Genomic DNA, 19,592 nt, shown 5'->3' on the forward strand with positions numbered 1-19,592 from the left:
TGTGGAAAAAATGTCCCGACAACAAAAAGTTGCCAAAGGAATCCAAACCAACCAACCAATCCCCAAAGAGAAAGGCAAGCCGGCCCGGGAAAAAAACATAATTGGCACTGGCTTATCAAGCACCCTGTTGAGTTCTCAAAGAACAACCACACACCAGACCACAAACCCCACACAAGGGGCCCACAACCCGGGGCTTAACTCCCACTTCCATTCACACCCGGCGTTCCCGCCCGGCGCTTTAACTACGCTACCCGGTCGTTTCCGCCGAGTCAAACCGGCGTTTCCCGGTTTGTCATCTCCCCGATTCAAACCACAACCGGGCCCCTCCCAAACACACACAGCAACCTACACCATGCCCGATCAGAAGGATTCGCGGGCCGTCCGTATCCCCCGGTCTTACCCAGTGGATCTTGTCCGGTGCCCCGCTGACTCCGAAAAAGTTACCGGATGACTGGTTCAACGCCAAATCGATCAACACAACTGGGTTTCGAACCCCGTGGGGACCTCGCGACGTCACTGCCCACGGCCCACCCTCCTCACCGACAACCAGGCACGGAGACCGAGCAGACCGACGGCCGTACCGAGCACCAGTGAGACGACAATCAGCAGCGCGTGTATCCAGAGGAATCCCGTTGGGGCTCCCTGGGCCACGTCTCCATCGGTCCAGGATCGCGGATCCCGCCAGATCGCCAGACCGAACCGGGGCCAGATCACCCAGGTCCAGACCCCGACCCCGGACAGAAACAACGCCCAACCTCGCGAAAGCATCACGAGCGGTAAGTCTCCCAGGACGAGTCGGTCAGCCACGACCTGCGTCGAAGGGGTTTCGGCTGGCGCTATGGCCGCGGGCGGAATTTCGCCCGGCGGGGAGGTAGGCGCACCGGTGCCGCCGCAACCAACGGCCCGTCAACACGTCGGACGGGATCAGGCCCGGAGTCGGCGTACTCCCCTGGACGTGGCCACGATCAGTGCGCCGATCAGGAGCAGCAGCGCACCCCCGGCAAGTAGCCAGCCGGGAGAGGCCGCGTCGCCGCCGGTCACCGGAAGATCACCCGATCTGGTGGGGCTGGGGGTGGGGTGGCCGGTCGGGGTTCCGCTGGGTTGCACCGGGAGCACCTCGAAGCTGACTCCGCCAGGGGTGGGAGTGGCTGGCCCTGGCGCGACAGCACTGGACGGCAGGCGTGAACCAGCGGTCGCGGGACCACCGATGCCGAGACCCAGGACCAACGCCGCGCCAACGACGAGCGTGCTGACCAGAACCGGGCCACGGCGCTCCGCGCGCCGGCCCTTCCGACGGACGACCATCGTGGTACCCCCTCCGCGACCAGCGCCGGTAGAGCTGGTGAGCGGGAGCTGTGCCCGCCCACGTGCGGGTGACGGGGAGTCGTCCCCGTACGCCCGCTTCCCTGGTGACGATAGCGAGAAATTATCTTGTTTCGGGGCAAACAGTCAGGCGGTTCCCATGACGGGTGACGGCGGTGGCAACGGCGGGCGGTCCATGTCCGTACCGCCGTGTTCCGGCGGTGTCCGACCCGATCGACCTGGGACTTCGCCTAGATTTATGTGATTCTCCGCGCTGTTACTATGGCGCCCATGCGCTTACTGGTCACCGGCGGTGCGGGTTTCATCGGTTCGAATTTCGTCCGTCAGGCACTGGACGCACTCGATTGCCAGGTCGACGTCCTGGACGCCCTCACGTACGCGGGCGACCGGAGCAGCCTTGCCGAGGTGGAACACCGGATCAACTTCGTGCACGGCTCCGTGACCGACGCCGCCACCGTCGACGAGCTGGTACGGCAGGCCGACACGGTGGTGCATTTCGCGGCGGAGTCGCACAACGACAACTCGGTGATGGATCCGAGCCCATTCGTGCAGACGAATCTCATCGGGACGTTCAACATCCTGGAGAGCGTGCGGCGGCACGACAAGCGGCTGCACCACATCTCCACCGACGAGGTCTTCGGGGACCTGGAGCTGGACGAGGATCGCCGGTTCACCGAGGAGAGTGCGTTCGACCCGTCGAGTCCGTACTCCTCCACCAAGGCCGGCTCGGACCTGATGGTGCGCGGCTGGATCCGCTCGTTCGGCGTACGCGCGACCATCTCGCACTGCTCGAACAACTACGGGCCGTTCCACCACATCGAGAAGTTCATTCCCCGGCAGATCACGAATGTGATCGACGGTGTTCGCCCGAAGGTCTACGGCTCCGGGCAGAACGTCCGGGACTGGATCCACGTGCACGACCACAACACCGCGGTCAACGCGATCTTGGAACGCGGACGGATCGGGCAGACGTACCTGATCGGTGCCGAGTGCGAACTCAACAACATCGTGGTGGTCCAGGAGATCCTCCGCCTCATGGGTCGGCCGGACGACTGGTTCGACATGGTGGGTGACCGCCCCGGGCACGATCTGCGTTACGCGATCGACTCCAGCAAGCTCCAGGCGGAGCTGGGCTGGAAGCCGCAGTACCTGAACTTCCGCGACGGTCTCGCCCAGACCATCGAGTGGTACCAGCAGAACGAGAGCTGGTGGCGCCCGAAGAAGGAAGCGACCGAGGCGAAGTACCGCGAGATGGGCCGCTGACCCGGACCGCCCACGATTCTTCCGAACGCGCTGCTCACCGCCGTGAGCAGCGCGTTCGTCGTTTAGCTGGTCACTACCACCGAACCGGTCGGCACGTTCCTTGATACCCCTGGGGGGTAGGGGTATGGTGACGGGAGCAGGGACCGTGCCGCCCGGCACGGCCGACCACCTCAGAAACCAGGAGTCCCTACCGTGGAAACGACCTACCAGGTAACCGGAATGACCTGCGGCCACTGCGTCGCATCGGTGCAGACCGAGGTCGGCGCCCTGCCCGGCGTCCACGAGGTGCGGGTCGACCTCGCCACCGGCGCCGTAACCGTCAGCAGCGACCAACCCCTCGACGAGACGGCCGTCCGCGCCGCCGTCGACGAGGCCGGCTACAACCTGGTCGGCTAACCACCGATGAGAACCGGATACAAGATCGGTGGCTACCTGGCCGGGCTGGCGGCGGTCTTCACCGCCGCACTCGGCGTCGGCCAGGTAGCCGGTGGCCCGGCTGCGCCCTCCACCAGCACCGAACAGCCCGGTCACGGCCACGGCACCCCCGACTCCGGCCACACCTCCGACTCCGCAACCGCGCAGCCGGGAAAGAACAGCACCGGAACCGGTAACCCCGCCCGGGGTGGCGGGGCGACACGTACACCGGGCGGGCTCGCGGTCGCCCAGGACGGCTACCGGCTCGTTCCCCTCACCACCACCCTCGCCACCGGCCCGGCCAATCCGTTCTCGTTCCGGGTGCTGGGACCGGACGGCAGCCCGGTCACCGCGTACACGCCGACCCACGACAAGAACCTGCACCTGATCGTGGTCCGACGCGACCTCTCCGGGTTCCAGCACGTACATCCACAGATGGCCGTCGACGGAACCTGGTCGGTGCCGCTCACCATCGCCTCGGCCGGGCCAATGCGCCTGATCGCCGACTTCCAACCAGCCGCACGTTCCGACAACGTCACGCTCGGCGTGGACATACCCGCCCCCGGTGACTACCGGCCGGTGCCGCTGCCCGCCACGGGCCGGAGCGCGTCGGCGGGAGACGGCTACACGGTCACCCTCGACGGCGACCTCGAACCCGGCACGTCGTCGACCCTCACCCTGACCGTGAGCAGGTACGGCACCCCCGTCACCGACCTGGAGCCCTACCTCGCGGCGTACGGTCACCTGGTGGCCCTACGCGACGGCGACCTGGCCTACCTACACGTACATCCAGACGGCGGACCCGGCGACGGACGGACCCCGTCCGGACCGGCCGTCACGTTCCAGGTCGAGGTGCCGAGCGCCGGGGCCTACCGCCTCTACCTGGACTTCCAACACCTGGGCGCGGTACGCACCGCCGAATTCACCGTGCTCGCCGGTGTCCACGGCGACAGCCACGGTTAAGGAGATCACCGATGACCACCGCCGGCCGATCCCTGCCCCTGGCCGCCACACCGATCGAACTGACCATCGGCGGCATGACCTGCGCCTCCTGCGCCTCCCGCATCGAGAAGAAGCTGAACCGGATCGACGGGGTGAGTGCGACGGTCAACTACGCCACGGAGAAGGCCAGCGTCACACTGACCGACGACACCGTCACCGTGGCCGAGCTGATCGCCACGGTGGAGAAGACCGGTTACACCGCTGCGGTCCCACCACCGCCCCGGCCCGCCGGGGAGACCGAGAGCGACGGGAGACCAGTCGACGAGCTGCGCGGTCTCCGTACGCGATTGTGGGTTTCGCTGGTCCTGACCGTGCCGGTGATCGCGCTGGCGATGGTCCCGGCGCTCCAGTTCACCTACTGGCAGTGGCTGTCGCTGACCCTGGCCGCCCCGGTCGTCGTCTACGGCGGCCTGCCCTTCCACCGCGCGGCGGTGGTGAACCTGCGGCACGGGGCGGCGACCATGGACACCCTGGTCTCGCTCGGCACCGCCGCCGCTTTCGGCTGGTCGCTCTGGGCGCTCTTCCTCGGCACCGCCGGCACCCCCGGCATGGTCCACCCGTTCAGCTTCGCCATCAGCCGCTCCGACGGCAGCGGCAACATCTACCTGGAGGCCGCCGCCGGGGTGACCCTGTTCATCCTCGCCGGCCGCTACTTCGAGGCCAGGTCCAAGCGGCGGGCCGGGGCAGCCCTCCGTGCCCTGCTCGAACTGGGCGCCCGGGACGTCGCGGTGCTGCACGGCAACACCGAGGTACGGATACCGGTCGAGCAGCTCACCGTCGGCGACCGGTTCGTGGTCCGGCCCGGGGAGAAGATCGCCACCGACGGCGTGGTCGAAGACGGCACCTCGGCGGTCGACGCGAGCCTGCTCACCGGCGAGTCCGTACCGGTAGAGGTGGGGCCGGGTGAACCGGTGGTCGGCGCGACCGTCAACGCCGGCGGACGGCTGGTGGTCCGCGCCACCCGGATCGGCTCGGACACCCAACTCGCCCAGATGGCGAAGCTGGTGGAACAGGCGCAGACCGGCAAGGCGCAGGTGCAACGGCTCGCTGACCGGATCTCCGGGGTGTTCGTACCGGTGGTCATCGCACTGGCGGTCGCGACCCTGGGCTACTGGCTCGGCACCGGCGCGGGCGGGACCGCCGCGTTCACCGCCGCCGTCGCCGTACTGATCATCGCCTGTCCCTGCGCGCTGGGCCTGGCGACACCGACCGCCCTGCTGGTCGGCACCGGCCGGGGCGCGCAACTCGGCATCCTGATCAAGGGTCCGCAGGTGCTCGAATCGACCCGCACGGTGGACACGGTGGTGCTGGACAAGACCGGCACCGTCACCACCGGTCAGATGACCCTGGTCGACATCGTCGCCGCCGAGGCAGAGGACCCCGACGAGGCGCTGCGCCTGGTCGGCGCGGTCGAGGCCGGTTCCGAACACCCGATCGCGCGGGCCATCGCCGCCGGCGCGGCCGAACGGATCGGCACGCTGCCCACCGTGGGCGACTTCGCCGGACTCGGTGGGCTCGGCGTCACCGGCACGGTCGACGGACGTGAACTCGTCGTCGGACGGGAGCGGCTGCTCCGCGACCGGGGACTGGAACTGCCCGACTCGCTGGCGGCGGCTCGCGCCGAGGCGGAGGAGGCTGGTCGTACCGCGGTCTTCGCCGGTTGGGACGGCCGGGCACGGGCGGTCTTCGTGGTCGCGGACGTGGTCCGACCGACGAGCGTCGACGCGGTCGCCGCACTGCGCCGGCTCGGTCTCACCCCGGTGCTGCTCACCGGGGACAACACCGGGGTCGCCCGGTCGGTCGCAGGCGAGCTGGGCATCGACGAGGTGATCGCGGAGGTGCTGCCGGCGGAGAAGGTCGACGTCGTCAGGCGGCTACAGGACCAGGGCCGGGTGGTGGCGATGGTCGGCGACGGTGTGAACGACGCCGCCGCACTGGCCCAGGCCGACCTCGGCATCGCCATGGGCACCGGCACCGACGTGGCGATCGAGGCCGCCGACCTGACCCTGGTACGGGACGACCTGATCGCCGCCGCAGACGCGATCAGGCTCTCCCGGCGCACTCTGCGGATCATCAAGAGCAACCTGTTCTGGGCGTTCGGCTACAACGTCGCGGCCCTCCCACTGGCGGCGGCGGGCCTGCTCAACCCGATGATCGCCGGTGCCGCGATGGCGTTCTCCTCGGTCTTCGTGGTCGCCAACAGCCTGCGTCTGCGCGGTTTCCGCCCACTACGTTGACCAGCGACGGACGGTCAGGCTGCGGGCGGTCAGGCTGCGGGCGGTCAGGGGCCGGAGCGGTCAGGCTGCGGGCGGTCAGGGGGTCAGGCGGCGCCAGAGGAACTCCAGGATCAGGGCCCACTTGACCGCCCGCTGGGCGTTGTTCGCCGCCGCGCCATGGCCGCCCTCGACGTTCTCGTAGTAGGAGACGTCGTATCCGTACTCCTCCAACCGGGCCACCATCTTGCGGGCATGACCGGGATGGACCCGGTCGTCGCGGGTCGAGGTCACCAACAGGATCGGAGGGTACGGCCGACCCGGCCGCACGTTGTGGTACGGCGAGAACCCACGCAGGTACGCCCAGTCCGCCTCCCGGTCCGGGTCACCGTACTCGGCCATCCACGACGCCCCGGCCAGCAACCTGTGGTACCGCCGCAGGTCGAGCAGGGGCACCGTGGCGACAATCGCGCCGAACAGCTCCGGGTAGCGGGTAAGCATCACGCCCATCAGCAGGCCACCGTTGCTACCGCCCTCGATGCCCAGCCGGCCGGGATCGGTGATGCCCCGAGCCACCAGGTCTGTCGCCACGGCGGCAAAATCCTCGTACGCCCGGAGCCGGTTCTCCCGCATCGCGGCCAGATGCCAGCGCGGGCCGTACTCGCCACCACCCCGGATGTTCGCCACCACGTAGGTGCCGCCCCGAGCCAGCCAACCCCGGCCGACGATACCGTCGTATCCCGGCGTCATCGACACCTCGAAGCCGCCGTACCCGGTCAGCAGCGTCGGCCCGGCAGCGCCGTCGGGTGGACCCACCACGAAGTACGGCACCCGGGTTCCGTCGGCCGAGACGGCGAAGAGCTGCCGGACCGACAGACCGGTCGGGTCGAAGAAGGCCGGCGCCTGCTTGAGAATGCCGATCCCGGTGCCGAACGTACCGGACGCACTGTCCTCCGCGCCGAACGTGCTCTCCTCCACGTCGGACCCGCCAGCGACGCCGCCCTCCGCATCGAACCGCCCGTGCCGCAGCGTCGCCGGCTGGAGAAAGCCGTCGGTGACGAGGAGGAACTCGTCGCTGTGCTCGGGATTCGTGTCGACGACGTCGGTGTGCTGGAATCCGGGCGCCTGGTCCAGTACGGCCCGCCGCCAACCCCCGTCCTGCGGGGTGAGCACCTCCAGTCGCTGGCGTACGTCGTCGAGCACGGCCAGGATCAGGTGGTTGCGGGTCCAGCTGTGGTACCTGAACGAGGTGGTGGGGCCGGGTTCGAAGACCGGGGTCAGTTTCCGGTCACCGCCGAGGAAGTCATCGAGCCGGGCGACCAGCACCGCCCCCTCCGGATACGTGACCCCGTCGACCGCCCATTCCGACCGAAGCCGGATCAACATCCACTCCCGGTGGATGTCGATCCACGCGTCGTCCGGCACGTCGATCCGGACCAGCTCCCCCGACTCGGTCAGGAGGAACTGTTCGGAACGGTAGAAATCAATCATGCGACTGACGAAGTCGCGCTCGAAGCCGGGCGTCGGATCGTGTCCGGCACCGACGGCAACGTCGGTACGGTCGCCCTCGTAGACGGTCTCCGCCGCACTCAACGGCGTACCGCGCCGCCACCGCTTCACCATCCGGGGGTGGCCGGAGTCGGTGAGTGACCCGGGACCGAAGTCGGTGCCGACGTAGATGTGGTCGGCGTCGATCCAGTCGACGTCGCTCTTCGCCTCCGGCAGAGTGAACCCGTCCGTGACGAAAATCCGCTCGGCGAGGTCGAACTCGCGTACCACCACCGCGTCGGAGCCGCCCCGGGAGAGGCTGACCAGGGCGCGCCGATAGTCCGGACGGAGCACGGCAGCGCCCTGCCAGACCCAGTTCTCACCCTCCTGGCGGGCCAGCTCATCCAGGTCCAGCAGGATCTCCCACTCCGGCTCCGGCTGCCGGTACCGTTCCAGCGTCGTACGGCGCCACAGCCCCCGCGGGTGGGCCGCGTCCTGCCACAGGTTGTAGAGCAGCTCGCCGCGCCAGCCCGGGTAGGCGATCCGGTCCTCGGCGTCGAGCACCTGGCGCAGTTCGTCGCGACGTGGCTCGTACGAGTCGACGCTGGTCAGGGCGGCGAGGGTGGCCGCGTTCCGGTCTGCCACCCAGCCGGTGGCCGCCTCACTGTCCAGTTCTTCGAGCCAGCGGTAACGGTCCTCGTCGTGCTCTTCGCCGTCGATGTCGGCCATCCGGCACCCCTTCCCCTACCTCGGCGTCGGACCGCCGCCGAAGGGAAGGTTAGGGGGTTCCGGGTCAGCCGTGCGCCCCCCGACGGGCATAGATCTCGTCGACGAACCGGCGACGTAACGGCGGCACCCGACTGGTCAGGCTGAAGTAGCCGCGGGCCGCCATCAGGGCGAATCGGCCGACCACCGGGCGGTAGAGCGGGTCGTTGCCGCTGGTTCCGTTGTTCGCCAACGAGTCGGCGACCCGGGCGAAGCCGTACGGCAGCATCTCCGCCTCGTAGTCGGCGACCGCGCGGAGCAGGTTTTTCTCCCCGGCGACGGCGGCGACAAGCTGGCGGCAGAGCAGGGCGGCGTCGCGGAGCGCGGTGTTCGCACCGACGCCCCGCCCGGGGGTCATGGTGTGGATGGCGTCACCGATCAGCGTGACGTTGCTCGGCTGCCACGGCTGGATCGGCTCGGAGGTGGCGACCTTGACGGGGATGCAGCTGTTCGGGTCGCTGCGGACGAAGAGTTCACGCAGGTTCGGGTGCCAGTTGGGGGTCAGGTCCAGTGCGAGTTGTACGAGTGCCTCCCCCCGCATCCGCATCACGTCCGGCGGGAATCGGTGATGCGCACTCCAGATGATCAGGTTGATGTAGTCACGGGTGTTGTCGTACAGCAGTCCGGGCCAGCGTTCGATCAGCCTCGCCTCGCTGCCGCCGATACCCACCTTTGGTACGCCGTGCTTGTCCCAGTTGAACTCCATCACGTGGAGTACGCCCATCAGCCCACCGGCGCCGAAGATCAATGAGATCCCGTCCCGTACGCGGTCGGTGAGGAGTCCCCGGGTGTGATCGGTCAGCGGAATCTTGGTGGCGATGTTGATGCTGCCGGCGTCCTGGATTCGCGCGTGCGGGAGATACTGCCTCCGGGTGGCCGAGTGGGTGCCGTCCGCCGCGACCAGCAGATCGGCCGTCGCCTTGGTGCCATCGGCGAAGTACGCGGTGACCCGACCGAACGGGTGCTGCTCGTAGTGCGTGAACGTCTTGTCGAAATGCACCACGTCTTCCATGCCGGTGAGCAGGACCTGGCGCAGGGTCATCCGGGAGACCGCCCGGTCGCTCTCCACCGGGTCGGTCTCGGTCTCCGGCCGCAGGGGAAACGAGGCGGTCTCGCGCATCTTCTCGGTCAGTACGTTGAAGTACCGGGGCGAACGCGCGCAGGTGGCCATGTAGGTCGCGAAGAGCTCCGGCGACAGGCACTCCCGCAGGGCTCGGTTCCCCGTCGGCCCGATGCCGACCCGGTAGCCGTGCAGACCGTCGCCACGCGTGCGGTACCGCTCGTAGACCTGGACCCCGATGCCCGCCCGTCGTAGTCCGTGTGCCAGGCACATTCCGCCGGTGCCGGCACCGATGATGATCACCTCCGGCGCGCTGGCGGACATCAGCTGCTCACTGCCCGCTCCGCTGCACCGGAACCGCCGCGTCCCAGGTGTAGAAGCACCGGGCCATGGCGTCGCGCGGTGAACGCCAGGTCGACAGGTACGGCGTGGTGCAGCTCGACAACCGCTGGTTGAGCTGTATGAACAGGGGGTGCGTGGCGGCGGCCGGCAATCCCGCCGCACTGGTCCCGTCCAGTTCGACCAGGTGGAGGTACAGGTCACCGAGGCAGTAGAGAGACCGGTGTCGGGCACCGGTGATAGCGGGTAGTTCGGTCTGGTCCGATTCCGCGAAAATCTGCGCGATCCGCTCCTCAGCACCCGGCTCCACCCGGTTCTCGGGTCCTGGCGCCATCCGGCCGACGATCAGTAGACGGTCCATCGAAGCTCTCCCTCCACAGACACTGTGCCGACCGGTCCCGCTGGCGGTCCGACGGCTCACCCTCGATCACCCTGCTGGTCGGCGCGTCACTCCCGCGTCACCGATGCCCGGCCGAACCGCACTCCCGTTGACGGCCCGTGCCGTGTTGTGAGCCTCGGCACGCTTGGCCGACACGGGAATGTCATCGCGATCGGCGAGTCTTGTGGTGGTTGCTCCCGCCGGGCCGCGGGGCCCCCGCACCGTCGCCCCGCCCTAGACACCCCGGAAGGGGCCACATGACCACGGTCGAACCACGGGCCGACGCCGCAGCCGAAACCGCTGTCGGAACCGCAGTGGAGAGCGCTGCCAGGATCCCGGCGACGGACGGCGAACCGGACCGCCGTCAGCAACGGCGGCTGGTGCTGGTCCTGGGATCGCTGATCGCGCTGGGCCCGCTGACCATCGACATGTACCTGCCGGCCCTGCCGACCATCTCGACCGACTTGCGTACCACCGACGCGGCGGTGCAGCTCACCCTCACCGGGACGCTCGCCGGACTCGCCCTCGGGCAGTTGCTGATCGGCCCGGTCTCGGACGCGGTCGGCCGGAAGAAGCCGCTCATCGCCGGCATGGCGCTGCACGTACTCGCCTCGCTGCTCTGTGTCGTCGCGCCGAACGTCGCCGTGCTGGGCACGTTGCGCGTACTCCAGGGGCTGGGCGCGGCGGCGGCCTCGGTGATCGCCTTGGCCGTGGTCCGTGACCTGTTCCGTGGCTCCGCCGTGGCCCGGCTCTTCTCCCGGCTGATGCTGGTGATGGGGGTCGCTCCCGTGCTGGCCCCGACCCTCGGCGGCGCGCTGTTGCGCTGGACGGACTGGCGCGGCGTCTTCGTCGCACTCATGATCTTCGGGCTGGCACTCATCGCGGTGACCGTGTTCGGGCTCCGCGAATCGCTGCCGCCGGAACACCGTCGCCGCGACGGGGTCGCCGGCACCCTGCGGGTCTACGGATCGCTGCTGCGGGACCGGACGTACGTCGGGCTGGCGCTGGTCGCCGGGCTGGCGATGGCCGCCCTGTTCGCGTACGTCTCCGGCTCCTCCTTCGTCTTCCAGGACCAGTACGGCCTGGACGAGCAGGTGTTCGCGGTGATCTTCGGCGCGGGTGCGGTGGGCCTGATCGGGGCGACCCAGTTGAACGTGCGGCTGCTGCGCCGGTACACCCCGTTCCAGATCCTGCGGGGTGCACTGATCGGCGGCACCGTACTCGGATTCGGTCTGCTCGCGGTCGCGGCGACCGGGTTCGGGGGCCTCGCCGGCGTACTGGTGTTGCTCTGGGCGGTGCTCGCCGCTGTCGGGCTGGCGATGCCGAACGCTCCGGCCCTGGCCATGGCCCGGCAGGGGAAGGCCGCCGGTACGGCCGCGGCGCTGCTCGGCGCGGTGCAGTTCGGGGTCGGCGCGCTCGCCGCTCCGCTGGTCGGCCTGTTCGGCACCGGCAGTACGGCGATGGCGGTGGTGATGGCCGGCGGCATGCTGGCGGCGGTCGTCGCGCTGTTGCTGCTCACCCGAGCGGAGGAACTCACCGACATCGACTCCGCCGCGCCCGCCGCCCCCACCCACTAACCCTCTCCGGGTGTAAGGAGGGGCCCCTTGTTAACGCATAGCGTTAACAAGGGGCCCCTCCTTACACCTCAGTCGCTGGCGAGGAGGTCGGTGAAGGGGGTGGGGTTGGCGTAGGGGTCGGCGATTTGGGCGGGCTGGCGCTGGTCGATCTGGTGTGCCAACTCGACGGCGGCCCGGTTGATCCGCTTGGCCAGGCCATCCTGGGCGGACCCGCCACCCCAGTCCTCCGACGCGGCGAACACGCCGGTCGGGACCACGACCGCGCGTAGGTAGGCGAACATCGGCCGGATCGCGTGTTCGAGCGCCAGCGAGTGCCGGGCGGTGCCGCCGGTGGCACCGATCAGCACGGGCTTGTCCACCAGGGTGGCGTCGTCGAGCACGTCGAAGAAGAGCTTGAAGAGCCCGCTGTACGACGCGTTGAAGATCGGCGTGACCGCGACCAGGCCGTCAGCGGCGGCGACCTGGTCGAGCGTCTGCCTCAGCGCCGCCGGTGGAAAGCCGGCGAGCATGTTGTTCATCAGGTCGTGCGCGTGGTCACGCAGCTCGACGGTGTGCACGTCGAGCTGGATGCCGCGCTCCTCGGCCTGCTGTCGGGTGGCGGCGGCGAGCCGGTCGGCGAGCAGTCGGGTCGACGAGGGCTGGCTCAGGCCGGCGGAGATCACCACCAGTTGACGATGCTTCATCGTCCGGCTCCAGCCACCGCGTCACCTTCGACCTCGGCCCCGGTCGCAGCGACGTCCCGGGCGGCCCTGAGGCTGGCGTGGGTCGGCGCGTCCGGTACGTGGGCCGGCCGCAGCGCGTCAAGTTCCCGCCGCAGCACCGGGACGACCTCCTCGCCGAGCAGGTCGAGCTGCTCCAGCACGGTCTTGAGCGGCAGGCCGGCGTGGTCCATGAGGAAGAGCTGCCGCTGGTAGTCGCCGACGTGCTCGCGGAAGGTCAGGTACCGGTCGATCACCTGTTGCGGGCTGCCCACGGTGAGCGGGGTCTCGGTGCTGAAGTCCTCCAGCGACGGGCCGTGGCCGTAGACCGGTGCGTTGTCGAAGTACGGGCGGAACTCGCGGACCGCGTCCTGGGAGTTCTTCCGCATGAACACCTGCCCGCCCAGACCGACGATGGCCTGGTCGGCCTTGCCGTGGCCGTAGAACTCGAACCGCTTGCGGTAGAGCTCGACCATCCGCTTGGTGTGTTCCATGGGCCAGAAGATGTTGTTGTGGAAGAACCCGTCGCCGTAGTAGGCGGCCTGCTCCGCGATCTCCGGGCTCCGGATCGAGCCGTGCCACACGAACGGCGGTACGCCGTCCAGCGGGCGCGGGGTCGAGGTGAACGACTGCAGCGGCGTACGGTACTTGCCCTTCCAGTCGACGACCTCCTCGCGCCACAACCGGTGCAGCAGCCCGTAGTTCTCGACCGCGAGCGGGATGCCGGCCCGGATGTCCTTGCCGAACCAGGGGTAGACGGGGCCGGTGTTGCCGCGCCCCATCATCAGGTCCACCCGGCCGTCGGCGAGATGCTGCAACATCGCGTAGTCCTCGGCGATCTTCACCGGGTCGTTGGTGGTGATCAACGTCGTGGCGGTCGACAGGATGATCCGGTTCGTCCGGGCCGCGACGTAGCCGAGCATGGTGGTCGGTGACGACGGCACGAAGGGCGGATTGTGGTGCTCGCCCATGGCGACCACATCCAGCCCCACCTCTTCGGCCTTCGACGCGATCGCCACCATCGCCTTGATCCGCTCAGCCTCGGAAGGTGTGCGTCCCGTGGTGGGGTCGGTGGTCACGTCACCAACGGTGAAGATCCCGAACTGCATGTCTGCTGCCCGCCTCGTCTCGACCAGAATTCTTTCAAGTTTGAACTACACCCTAGAACCCGGTGTCGTCCGCCCTTATTCCGGTTCCCCGGGACGAGTTGTCTACCCCTGGCACCCCCACTTCGGTACGGATGGTCGACTATTCGCCACCACGCCCGGTGAGCCGAACGAGCGCAAGATCGCCCATCTCCGCCGACCCCCGACCGGCCGGCACCGGTCGGGCCGGGCGCAGCACCAACGCCAGGCCGGTGAGGATGACCAGGGCGGCCACCCCCTCCCGTACGCCGACCGGCTCACCCAGGAACAGCCAGGACGCGGCGAGCCCGAAGACCGGCACGACCAGGCTGAACGGAGCTATCCGGGCCACCGAGTAGGTGGCGATGAGCCGGTTCCAGACGCCGAACCCGACCAGCGTGGAGACGTAGGCGACGTACAGGACGGCGAGGATGCCACGCCAGGAGAGCCCGGTGATCGCGTCGAGCACCGCGCCGGGTCCGTCCGCCACCGAGGCGAGACCGAGCAGCGGAATCGGCGGCACCAGGCTGGACCAGACCAGCAGCGACAGCGGACGGGTCTCGCCGCTCGCGCGTACCACCACGTTCGCGACCGCCCAGCTCGCCGCCGCGGCGAGGGTGAGCGCGAACCCGACGACAGTGGCATGGCCGTTGCCGAGCGCGAGCATCCCTATCCCGGCGGAGCCGACAAACACTCCGCCCAATTGCCAACCGCTGGGCCGTTCCCGCAGCAGCACCGCCGCGAGCAGCACCGACACCAGAGCCTGGGCCTGTAGCACCAGCGAGGCGAGTCCGGCCGGCATGCCGGCGTCCATGGCGGTGAAGAGCACCCCGAACTTCAGTACGCCGAGCACCAGCCCGTAACCGACGACGTAGCGCAACCGGGCGGTGGGTCGGGGTACCAGCAGGACGAGTGGCACCGCGGCGACGACGAACCGGAGTGCGGTCAAGACCAGCGGGGGCAGGTCACGCAGGCCGATCTCGATCACGACGAAGTTCACGCCCCAGATGGCGGCGACGAGCAGGGCCTGGAGCCGGTGGGTCATTCTCACCGCTCCACCGTCCCGGACGAAACCGTTAAGGTCTAGTTCAGAGATCTTAAGTGTTGTTGTAGCGTGCCTTCATGGATTTGGACGTACGACGGCTTCGGGTTCTGCACGAGGTGGCCCTACGCGGCGGGGTGACCGCCGCCGCGACCGCCCTGCACGTCACCCCGTCGGCGGTCTCCCAGCAACTCGTACAGCTCTCCCGGGAGGCGGGCTGCGAACTCGTCGAACGCTCCGGACGCGGTGTCGTACTCACCGCCGCCGGCCAGCTCCTCGCCGGACACGCCGAACGCATCCTCGGCGCGGTCGAACACGCGGTCGCCGGTCTCGCCGCGATGCGGCAACAGGTCGACGGGACCGTACGGGTGGCCTCGTTCCCCTCCGCCGCCGGCGCCCTGGTCGCCCCGGCCGCGGCGCGGGCCATGGCGGAACACCCCGATCTGGACGTACGGGTGATCGAGGCGGAGGACCAGCAGAGCCAGCTCGACCTCCGCTCGGCCACCATCGACATCGCCGTCCTCCAGGAGTACGACCACGTGCCGGCGGCCCGGTTCAGCGGACTCGAACGGCATCCGATCACCACCGACCCGATGCACCTGATCACGCCTAGTCGCTGGGGGCGGGCCACCCGTCGACTGGCCGACCTGCCCGACGTGCCCTGGGTGGCCAGCGCCGAACACACCCCGTGCGGCCGTTCCACGCTGCGCGCCTGTCACCTCGCCGGGTTCGAGCCGGACATCCGCCACCGGGCCATCGACTTCGCCCTCACCCTCGACCTCGTCGCCGCCGGCCTGGGTGCCGCGCTCGTACCCGGGCTGGCCCTGCGCAACGTGCCCGCCGGGGTGGACGTACGGCCGCTCGACGAGCCCGTCACCGGTCGGCAGATCTTCGCGGTGACCCGGATCAGGGGTACGGCACCGCTGCGACCGGCGATCGACGCCCTGCTCCGGGCGTTGACCGCCACACCGCTGCCGACCCCGTCCGACGCGCCCCGTCCGGCCGCTGATCACACACTGGGCGCGGCGAGATGACGGGAGTTGGTGACCGCCATGGTGCGTACCTCGTCAGCTCCGAAACCGGCGGCGAGCAGCCGGTCGGCGAGGAGAGCGATGCCGTCCTCGACCGGCGGGTTGAACGGCTGACCGAGGTCGCTGGAGAGCACCGAGTGTTCCGTCCCCACCGCCCGGATGTTGTCGAACAGCTCCTGCCAGTCCACCTTCCCGGTGTACGCGGTGGTGAAGCAGCGCTCCAGCAGGGCGCCGGAAGCGGCGAGTTCCCGCTGCTGTGACACCGGCAGCCGCTGACTGGTGAACTCCGGGTGGGTGACGACGATTCGGCGTACCCCCTCCTCGCCCGCCGCCCGGGTCACGGCCAGGATCTCCGTTCCGGAGAGGTGCCCGGTGGCGAGGACGAGATCGTGCGCGGCGACGACCCGCAGCACCTGACGTACCCGGTCCAGGACTAGGCCCCGGTCGTCCAGCACGTCGACGGGTTCGGTGGTGATGCCCCGGGCGTGGAGGTCGGCCTGGACCGCGCGCCACATCGGCGGCGTGGCACCGGGTGGATCGTGGGCTGCGGAGTCCCGCTGGTTGCGCGCGTCGACGGTGGGCAGCCAGACGATCCGCGCCCCCTGCCGCCCGGCGATCTCGACGGCGGTGGGGTTGATGCCGCCCATCGCGCCGTTCAACGTCACCGCGCCCAGCACATCGACCGTTGGCACCACCTTGCGTACCACCGCCGCCCGTTCGGCGGTGGCCACGTAGTGGGACTTCAGCACGAACCCGGCAAGCCCCACGGCGGCGAACCGCCGGGCCAGGTCAAGGTCGTCGATCCGGCGCGGCATCACGTCCGGCGCCACGTGTACGTGGATGTCGTAGGCCCCGGTGACCAGCGCGCGGGCACTGGCCGACGGAACGGGATGGTCGGGCATGGCACTCCTTCGGCCGCCGTACGTGCCCCTATTCCATCCCGTCGGACGACGATGGACAACAATGTCCGGGCCGTGCTCCACCAGCACGATCGGTACATTCGGAACGAGTCGACGGAGACCGAGCGGTGTTCCCGTAACCGGCCCCACCTGTCGGTGGTGGTTGCCAACGCCGGTCAGCCGCGCTACGTTGAGTTCAGTTCCCACTCGACGCGTCGGTGAAGCAGCCCGACCGGGAGCACGATTCTTACTCTCGCACTCGGCTCTCCAGGCGCCGGTGGATCCATTTCCAGCCGGGCCGACGGAACCATCTCCGTTGAGCCCGGTGCCCGTCGCGGTGACCGTCACCAGACCACCACCGCTCAATACCGCCCCGCCTCTCACCGGGCCGTTCGGCCCGACGACCGCCACCGACCCGTCGGGTCGGCGCGCCGGGCGCGGCGACCCACACACCTTCGAGGAGAGAAATGCCTCCTACTCAGCCGCTGGTCGACCAGCGGACAATCAGCGCCCGCACCGACGACTCCGGTCGGCTCGACGAACCTCGGCGGCGGGCCGTCGACCGCCGGACCCGGCGCCCGTCCGGGACACCGGCCCGCGCGATTCGCGGCACCGACACCGGTCACGTCGCCCGTACGGCCACCGACCGGTCGGCCGGGAGCGGTGACAAAACCGCTCGTGGTGAGGAGACCGCTCGTGGTGACGAGACGGCCCTGCCCGTGACCGGGCTGCTCGACCTGCGGGACAACCGAGCGGTCATCCGTACCGCCGGTTACCGGCCCGGACCGGACGACGTGCAGGTCTCCCCGGCACAGGTCCGGGAGTACGGCTTGCGCCGTGGCGACCTGTTGACCGGTACCGCGCGGGCTGGCCGGGGCGACGAGCAGCGGCGGGAGCCGCTCCGGCGGCTGGTCCGGCTGGACACGGTCAACGGCCTCGCGCCGCCGGAGGCCCGGCGACGTCCGGAGTTCCATCAGTTGACCCCGCTGTATCCGCAGGAACGGTTGTTCCTGGAGACCGAGCCGCACCTGCTCACCACCCGGGTGATCGACCTGGTGATGCCGATCGGCAAGGGGCAGCGGGCACTGGTGGTGTCACCACCAAAGGCGGGCAAGACGATGGTCACCCAGGCGATCGTGGACGCGATCGGCCGGAACAACCCGGAGTGCCACGTGATGGTGCTGCTGGTGGACGAACGCCCCGAGGAGGTGACCGACATGGAGCGGTCGGTCCGAGGCGAGGTGGTCGCGTCGACGTTCGACCGGCCGCCGCAGGAGCACATCGCGGTCACCGAACTCGCGATCGAGCGGGCGAAACGCCTGGTGGAGCAGGGCATGGACGTGGTCGTGGTGCTGGACTCGCTGACCCGACTGGCCCGCGCGTACAACCTGGCGGCACCGTCGAACGGTCGGAGCATGTCCGGCGGTATCGACTCGACCGCGTTGTATCCGCCGAAACGGTTCCTCGGCGCGGCCCGGAACATCGAGAACGGCGGGTCGCTCACCATCATCGCCACGGCGCTGGTCGACACCGGTTCGCTGATGGATACGGTGATCTTCGAGGAGTTCAAGAGCACCGGTAACGCGGAACTGCGCCTGGACCGGAAGGCCGCCGAGCGGCGGATCTTCCCTGCGGTGGACGTTCTCGCCTCCGGCACCCGGATGGACGAGGTTCTGCTCGCGCCGGAGGAGGCGGCTGTGGTCGCCCGGTTGCGCCGGGCGCTTGCCGGGCAGGGCACGCAGCAGTCTCTGGAATACCTGCTCGACCAGCTACGCCGGAGCGGGAGCAACGTCGAGTTCCTCGCCCGAATCGCCGCCGCCGCCCCGGGCGGGACACGCGGTCGGTAGCCTCAACGCTCCGACTCGGCGGCCGGGTACGCGTCGAGCGCCAGCTCGGCCCGCTCGACGGCGGCCGGATGACCGAACAGCCCCGGCAGCCCTCCGGTGTGCAAGAAGACCGTCCTGGTTCCCCGGTCGATCGCACCCTCACGAACGGCGGCGATCAGGCCCGCCATCGCCCGACCGGTGTAAATCGGATCGAGGACGACTCCCTCACTACGGGCGGCCAGTTCCAACGCCTCGGCGGCCGGCTCGGTGAGGTGGGGGTAACCCGCCCCGACCTGGTCGTTCCGAATGCGCAGCCGCGCTGCGGTGATCCCGGTCCGGCCAACCTGGCTGGCAAGGTCGGCGACGACCGCTCCCGGATCGGCCAGGGCACCGGTGTGTACACCCAGAACCCGCTCCGCGCCCAGGGCCACGACCAGCCCGGCCATCGTGGCGCCGGAACCGAGCGCCACCACCACCAGGCCGAGGTCGGGCACCTGGTCGAGCAACTCCATTCCGGCCCGGACGTAGCCGTACGCCCCGACCGCGTTGGAGCCACCGAACGGGATCAGCGTGGGGCGCGCCCCGTCCCGGCGCAGCCGCTCGACGATCCCGCCGGTGATCTCGTCGAGGCGCCGCTGGTCGACGTCGCCGGCCCAGTGGACCCGGGCACCGAACAGGCCGTCGAGCGCGAGGTTTCCGGATCGGGAGTCACCGGCGTGTCCCCGGAGCACGAGCACCACCCGCAGGCCGAGTCGCGCGCCGGCGGCGGCGGTGAGCCGGGCATGGTTGCTCTGCGGTGCGCCGGTCGTGACCAGGGTGTCCGCGCCGGCAGCGATCGCCGCACCGACCGTCCACTCCAACTTGCGGACCTTGTTCCCGCCACCGCCCAGGCCACCGAGGTCGTCCCGCTTGATCCAGAGCGCGTCGCGGTCGAGGCCGATCGCCTGCGCCAGCCGGGGTGCGGGTTCAACCAGCGTGGGCCAGCTTCCGAGCCGGACGTGCTGATCCGGCGCTGGTACGGCGGCACTGTCTGCCATCGGAACTCCTTCGGCTCTACGGGGTGACCCACCCCGCCCAGCCTGTCAGCAGGAGAAACCGCACCACCAACCGGTCGACGGGCAGCGGACACCGAGGCGGAGTGGCTCGTCC

Annotated in this window: 17 protein-coding genes; 7 read left to right on the plus strand and 10 right to left on the minus strand. The window is 69.5% G+C overall.

Translation table 11 applies throughout. From position 1 onward, the window contains the following. Positions 1-513: 513 nt before the first annotated feature. Both ACIBF5_RS02605 and ACIBF5_RS02610 read right to left on the minus strand, forming a co-directional pair. Complete coding sequence (locus ACIBF5_RS02605) at positions 514-768, minus strand: SCO4848 family membrane protein (protein WP_396808246.1); 255 nt, start codon at positions 766-768, stop codon at positions 514-516. Positions 769-924: 156 nt separating this feature from the next. Continuing rightward, positions 925-1,305, minus strand: coding sequence for a hypothetical protein (locus tag ACIBF5_RS02610; RefSeq protein ID WP_396807391.1), 381 nt, complete (start codon positions 1,303-1,305; stop codon positions 925-927). Positions 1,306-1,593: 288 nt separating this feature from the next. Here ACIBF5_RS02610 and rfbB point away from each other — a divergent pair, with 288 nt between their 5' ends. From rfbB to ACIBF5_RS02630, 4 genes are all read left to right on the plus strand, one after another. Next, a complete protein-coding gene (gene rfbB / locus ACIBF5_RS02615) occupies positions 1,594-2,586 on the plus strand; it encodes a dTDP-glucose 4,6-dehydratase (RefSeq protein ID WP_396807393.1) in 993 nt (330 codons plus the stop codon). Between the two features lie 192 nt (positions 2,587-2,778). Further along, on the plus strand, positions 2,779-2,982 hold the full coding sequence (locus tag ACIBF5_RS02620; RefSeq protein ID WP_396807395.1) for a heavy-metal-associated domain-containing protein: 204 nt from the start codon (positions 2,779-2,781) through the stop codon (positions 2,980-2,982). Positions 2,983-2,988: 6 nt separating this feature from the next. Continuing rightward, on the plus strand, positions 2,989-3,963 hold the full coding sequence (locus ACIBF5_RS02625) for a hypothetical protein (RefSeq protein ID WP_396807397.1): 975 nt from the start codon (positions 2,989-2,991) through the stop codon (positions 3,961-3,963). Between the two features lie 11 nt (positions 3,964-3,974). Next, complete coding sequence (locus tag ACIBF5_RS02630; RefSeq protein WP_396807399.1) at positions 3,975-6,239, plus strand: heavy metal translocating P-type ATPase; 2,265 nt, start codon at positions 3,975-3,977, stop codon at positions 6,237-6,239. Positions 6,240-6,314: 75 nt separating this feature from the next. Here the strand turns inward: ACIBF5_RS02630 and ACIBF5_RS02635 are convergent, their stop codons facing one another. From ACIBF5_RS02635 to ACIBF5_RS02645, 3 genes are all read right to left on the minus strand, one after another. Beyond that, positions 6,315-8,432 (minus strand): prolyl oligopeptidase family protein, encoded by a 2,118-nt coding sequence (locus tag ACIBF5_RS02635; RefSeq protein WP_396807401.1) that lies wholly within the window; start codon positions 8,430-8,432, stop codon positions 6,315-6,317. A 64-nt stretch (positions 8,433-8,496) separates the two neighbouring features. Beyond that, positions 8,497-9,852 carry an FAD-dependent oxidoreductase gene (locus tag ACIBF5_RS02640; RefSeq protein WP_396807403.1) on the minus strand — a complete coding sequence of 452 codons (1,356 nt, stop codon included), beginning with the start codon at positions 9,850-9,852 and terminating at the stop codon, positions 8,497-8,499. Between the two features lie 7 nt (positions 9,853-9,859). Beyond that, a complete protein-coding gene (locus tag ACIBF5_RS02645) occupies positions 9,860-10,228 on the minus strand; it encodes a TcmI family type II polyketide cyclase (protein WP_396807405.1) in 369 nt (122 codons plus the stop codon). Positions 10,229-10,503: 275 nt separating this feature from the next. Between ACIBF5_RS02645 and ACIBF5_RS02650 the strand changes: the two genes are divergently transcribed. Beyond that, positions 10,504-11,823, plus strand: coding sequence for a multidrug effflux MFS transporter (locus tag ACIBF5_RS02650; protein WP_396807406.1), 1,320 nt, complete (start codon positions 10,504-10,506; stop codon positions 11,821-11,823). A gap of 68 nt (positions 11,824-11,891) precedes the next feature. On the opposite strand, the gene ACIBF5_RS02655 is transcribed toward ACIBF5_RS02650, so the two are convergent. The 3 genes from ACIBF5_RS02655 to ACIBF5_RS02665 all read right to left on the minus strand — a co-directional run bounded on the left by ACIBF5_RS02655 (position 11,892) and on the right by ACIBF5_RS02665 (position 14,690). After that, a complete protein-coding gene (locus tag ACIBF5_RS02655; protein WP_396807408.1) occupies positions 11,892-12,506 on the minus strand; it encodes an FMN reductase in 615 nt (204 codons plus the stop codon). Further along, the gene (locus ACIBF5_RS02660; RefSeq protein WP_396807410.1) at positions 12,503-13,630 is read right to left on the minus strand and encodes an LLM class flavin-dependent oxidoreductase; all 1,128 of its coding nucleotides are present in this window, start codon (positions 13,628-13,630) and stop codon (positions 12,503-12,505) included. The genes ACIBF5_RS02655 and ACIBF5_RS02660 overlap by 4 nt, the downstream gene beginning before the upstream one ends. 139 nt (positions 13,631-13,769) lie before the next feature. Beyond that, positions 13,770-14,690: an EamA family transporter gene (locus ACIBF5_RS02665; RefSeq protein ID WP_396808247.1), complete on the minus strand. Its 921-nt coding sequence runs from the start codon at positions 14,688-14,690 to the stop codon at positions 13,770-13,772. 77 nt (positions 14,691-14,767) lie between these two features. Here ACIBF5_RS02665 and ACIBF5_RS02670 point away from each other — a divergent pair, with 77 nt between their 5' ends. Further along, on the plus strand, positions 14,768-15,721 hold the full coding sequence (locus tag ACIBF5_RS02670) for a LysR family transcriptional regulator (protein ID WP_396807412.1): 954 nt from the start codon (positions 14,768-14,770) through the stop codon (positions 15,719-15,721). On the opposite strand, the gene ACIBF5_RS02675 is transcribed toward ACIBF5_RS02670, so the two are convergent. After that, positions 15,697-16,620 carry a DUF6282 family protein gene (locus ACIBF5_RS02675; RefSeq protein ID WP_396807414.1) on the minus strand — a complete coding sequence of 308 codons (924 nt, stop codon included), beginning with the start codon at positions 16,618-16,620 and terminating at the stop codon, positions 15,697-15,699. The two genes, ACIBF5_RS02670 and ACIBF5_RS02675, sit on opposite strands and share 25 nt — an antisense overlap. A gap of 464 nt (positions 16,621-17,084) precedes the next feature. Here ACIBF5_RS02675 and rho point away from each other — a divergent pair, with 464 nt between their 5' ends. After that, positions 17,085-18,464, plus strand: coding sequence for a transcription termination factor Rho (gene rho / locus ACIBF5_RS02680; RefSeq protein ID WP_396807416.1), 1,380 nt, complete (start codon positions 17,085-17,087; stop codon positions 18,462-18,464). Positions 18,465-18,466: 2 nt separating this feature from the next. On the opposite strand, the gene ACIBF5_RS02685 is transcribed toward rho, so the two are convergent. Further along, positions 18,467-19,480, minus strand: a complete 1,014-nt coding sequence (locus ACIBF5_RS02685; RefSeq protein ID WP_396807418.1) for a D-cysteine desulfhydrase family protein — start codon at positions 19,478-19,480, stop codon at positions 18,467-18,469. Between the last annotated feature and the right edge of the window lie 112 nt (positions 19,481-19,592).

The organism is Micromonospora sp. NPDC050417 (assembly GCF_044458865.1).
Classification (GTDB): Bacteria; Actinomycetota; Actinomycetes; order Mycobacteriales; family Micromonosporaceae; genus Micromonospora_G.

What these genes read in the sequence shown, in the direction of transcription:
- ACIBF5_RS02660 (WP_396807410.1), bottom strand. Translation starts at nt 13,630, where the DNA reads ATGCAGTTCGGGATCTTCACCGTTGGTGACGTGACCACCGACCCCACC.
- ACIBF5_RS02675 (WP_396807414.1), bottom strand. Translation starts at nt 16,620, where the DNA reads ATGCCCGACCATCCCGTTCCGTCGGCCAGTGCCCGCGCGCTGGTCACC.
- rho (WP_396807416.1), top strand. Translation starts at nt 17,085, where the DNA reads ATGCCTCCTACTCAGCCGCTGGTCGACCAGCGGACAATCAGCGCCCGC.
- ACIBF5_RS02640 (WP_396807403.1), bottom strand. Translation starts at nt 9,852, where the DNA reads ATGTCCGCCAGCGCGCCGGAGGTGATCATCATCGGTGCCGGCACCGGC.
- ACIBF5_RS02665 (WP_396808247.1), bottom strand. Translation starts at nt 14,690, where the DNA reads ATGACCCACCGGCTCCAGGCCCTGCTCGTCGCCGCCATCTGGGGCGTG.
- ACIBF5_RS02655 (WP_396807408.1), bottom strand. Translation starts at nt 12,506, where the DNA reads ATGAAGCATCGTCAACTGGTGGTGATCTCCGCCGGCCTGAGCCAGCCC.
- ACIBF5_RS02635 (WP_396807401.1), bottom strand. Translation starts at nt 8,432, where the DNA reads ATGGCCGACATCGACGGCGAAGAGCACGACGAGGACCGTTACCGCTGG.
- rfbB (WP_396807393.1), top strand. Translation starts at nt 1,594, where the DNA reads ATGCGCTTACTGGTCACCGGCGGTGCGGGTTTCATCGGTTCGAATTTC.
- ACIBF5_RS02605 (WP_396808246.1), bottom strand. Translation starts at nt 768, where the DNA reads ATGCTTTCGCGAGGTTGGGCGTTGTTTCTGTCCGGGGTCGGGGTCTGG.
- ACIBF5_RS02650 (WP_396807406.1), top strand. Translation starts at nt 10,504, where the DNA reads ATGACCACGGTCGAACCACGGGCCGACGCCGCAGCCGAAACCGCTGTC.
- ACIBF5_RS02625 (WP_396807397.1), top strand. Translation starts at nt 2,989, where the DNA reads ATGAGAACCGGATACAAGATCGGTGGCTACCTGGCCGGGCTGGCGGCG.
- ACIBF5_RS02610 (WP_396807391.1), bottom strand. Translation starts at nt 1,305, where the DNA reads ATGGTCGTCCGTCGGAAGGGCCGGCGCGCGGAGCGCCGTGGCCCGGTT.
- ACIBF5_RS02630 (WP_396807399.1), top strand. Translation starts at nt 3,975, where the DNA reads ATGACCACCGCCGGCCGATCCCTGCCCCTGGCCGCCACACCGATCGAA.
- ACIBF5_RS02685 (WP_396807418.1), bottom strand. Translation starts at nt 19,480, where the DNA reads ATGGCAGACAGTGCCGCCGTACCAGCGCCGGATCAGCACGTCCGGCTC.
- ACIBF5_RS02670 (WP_396807412.1), top strand. Translation starts at nt 14,768, where the DNA reads ATGGATTTGGACGTACGACGGCTTCGGGTTCTGCACGAGGTGGCCCTA.
- ACIBF5_RS02645 (WP_396807405.1), bottom strand. Translation starts at nt 10,228, where the DNA reads ATGGACCGTCTACTGATCGTCGGCCGGATGGCGCCAGGACCCGAGAAC.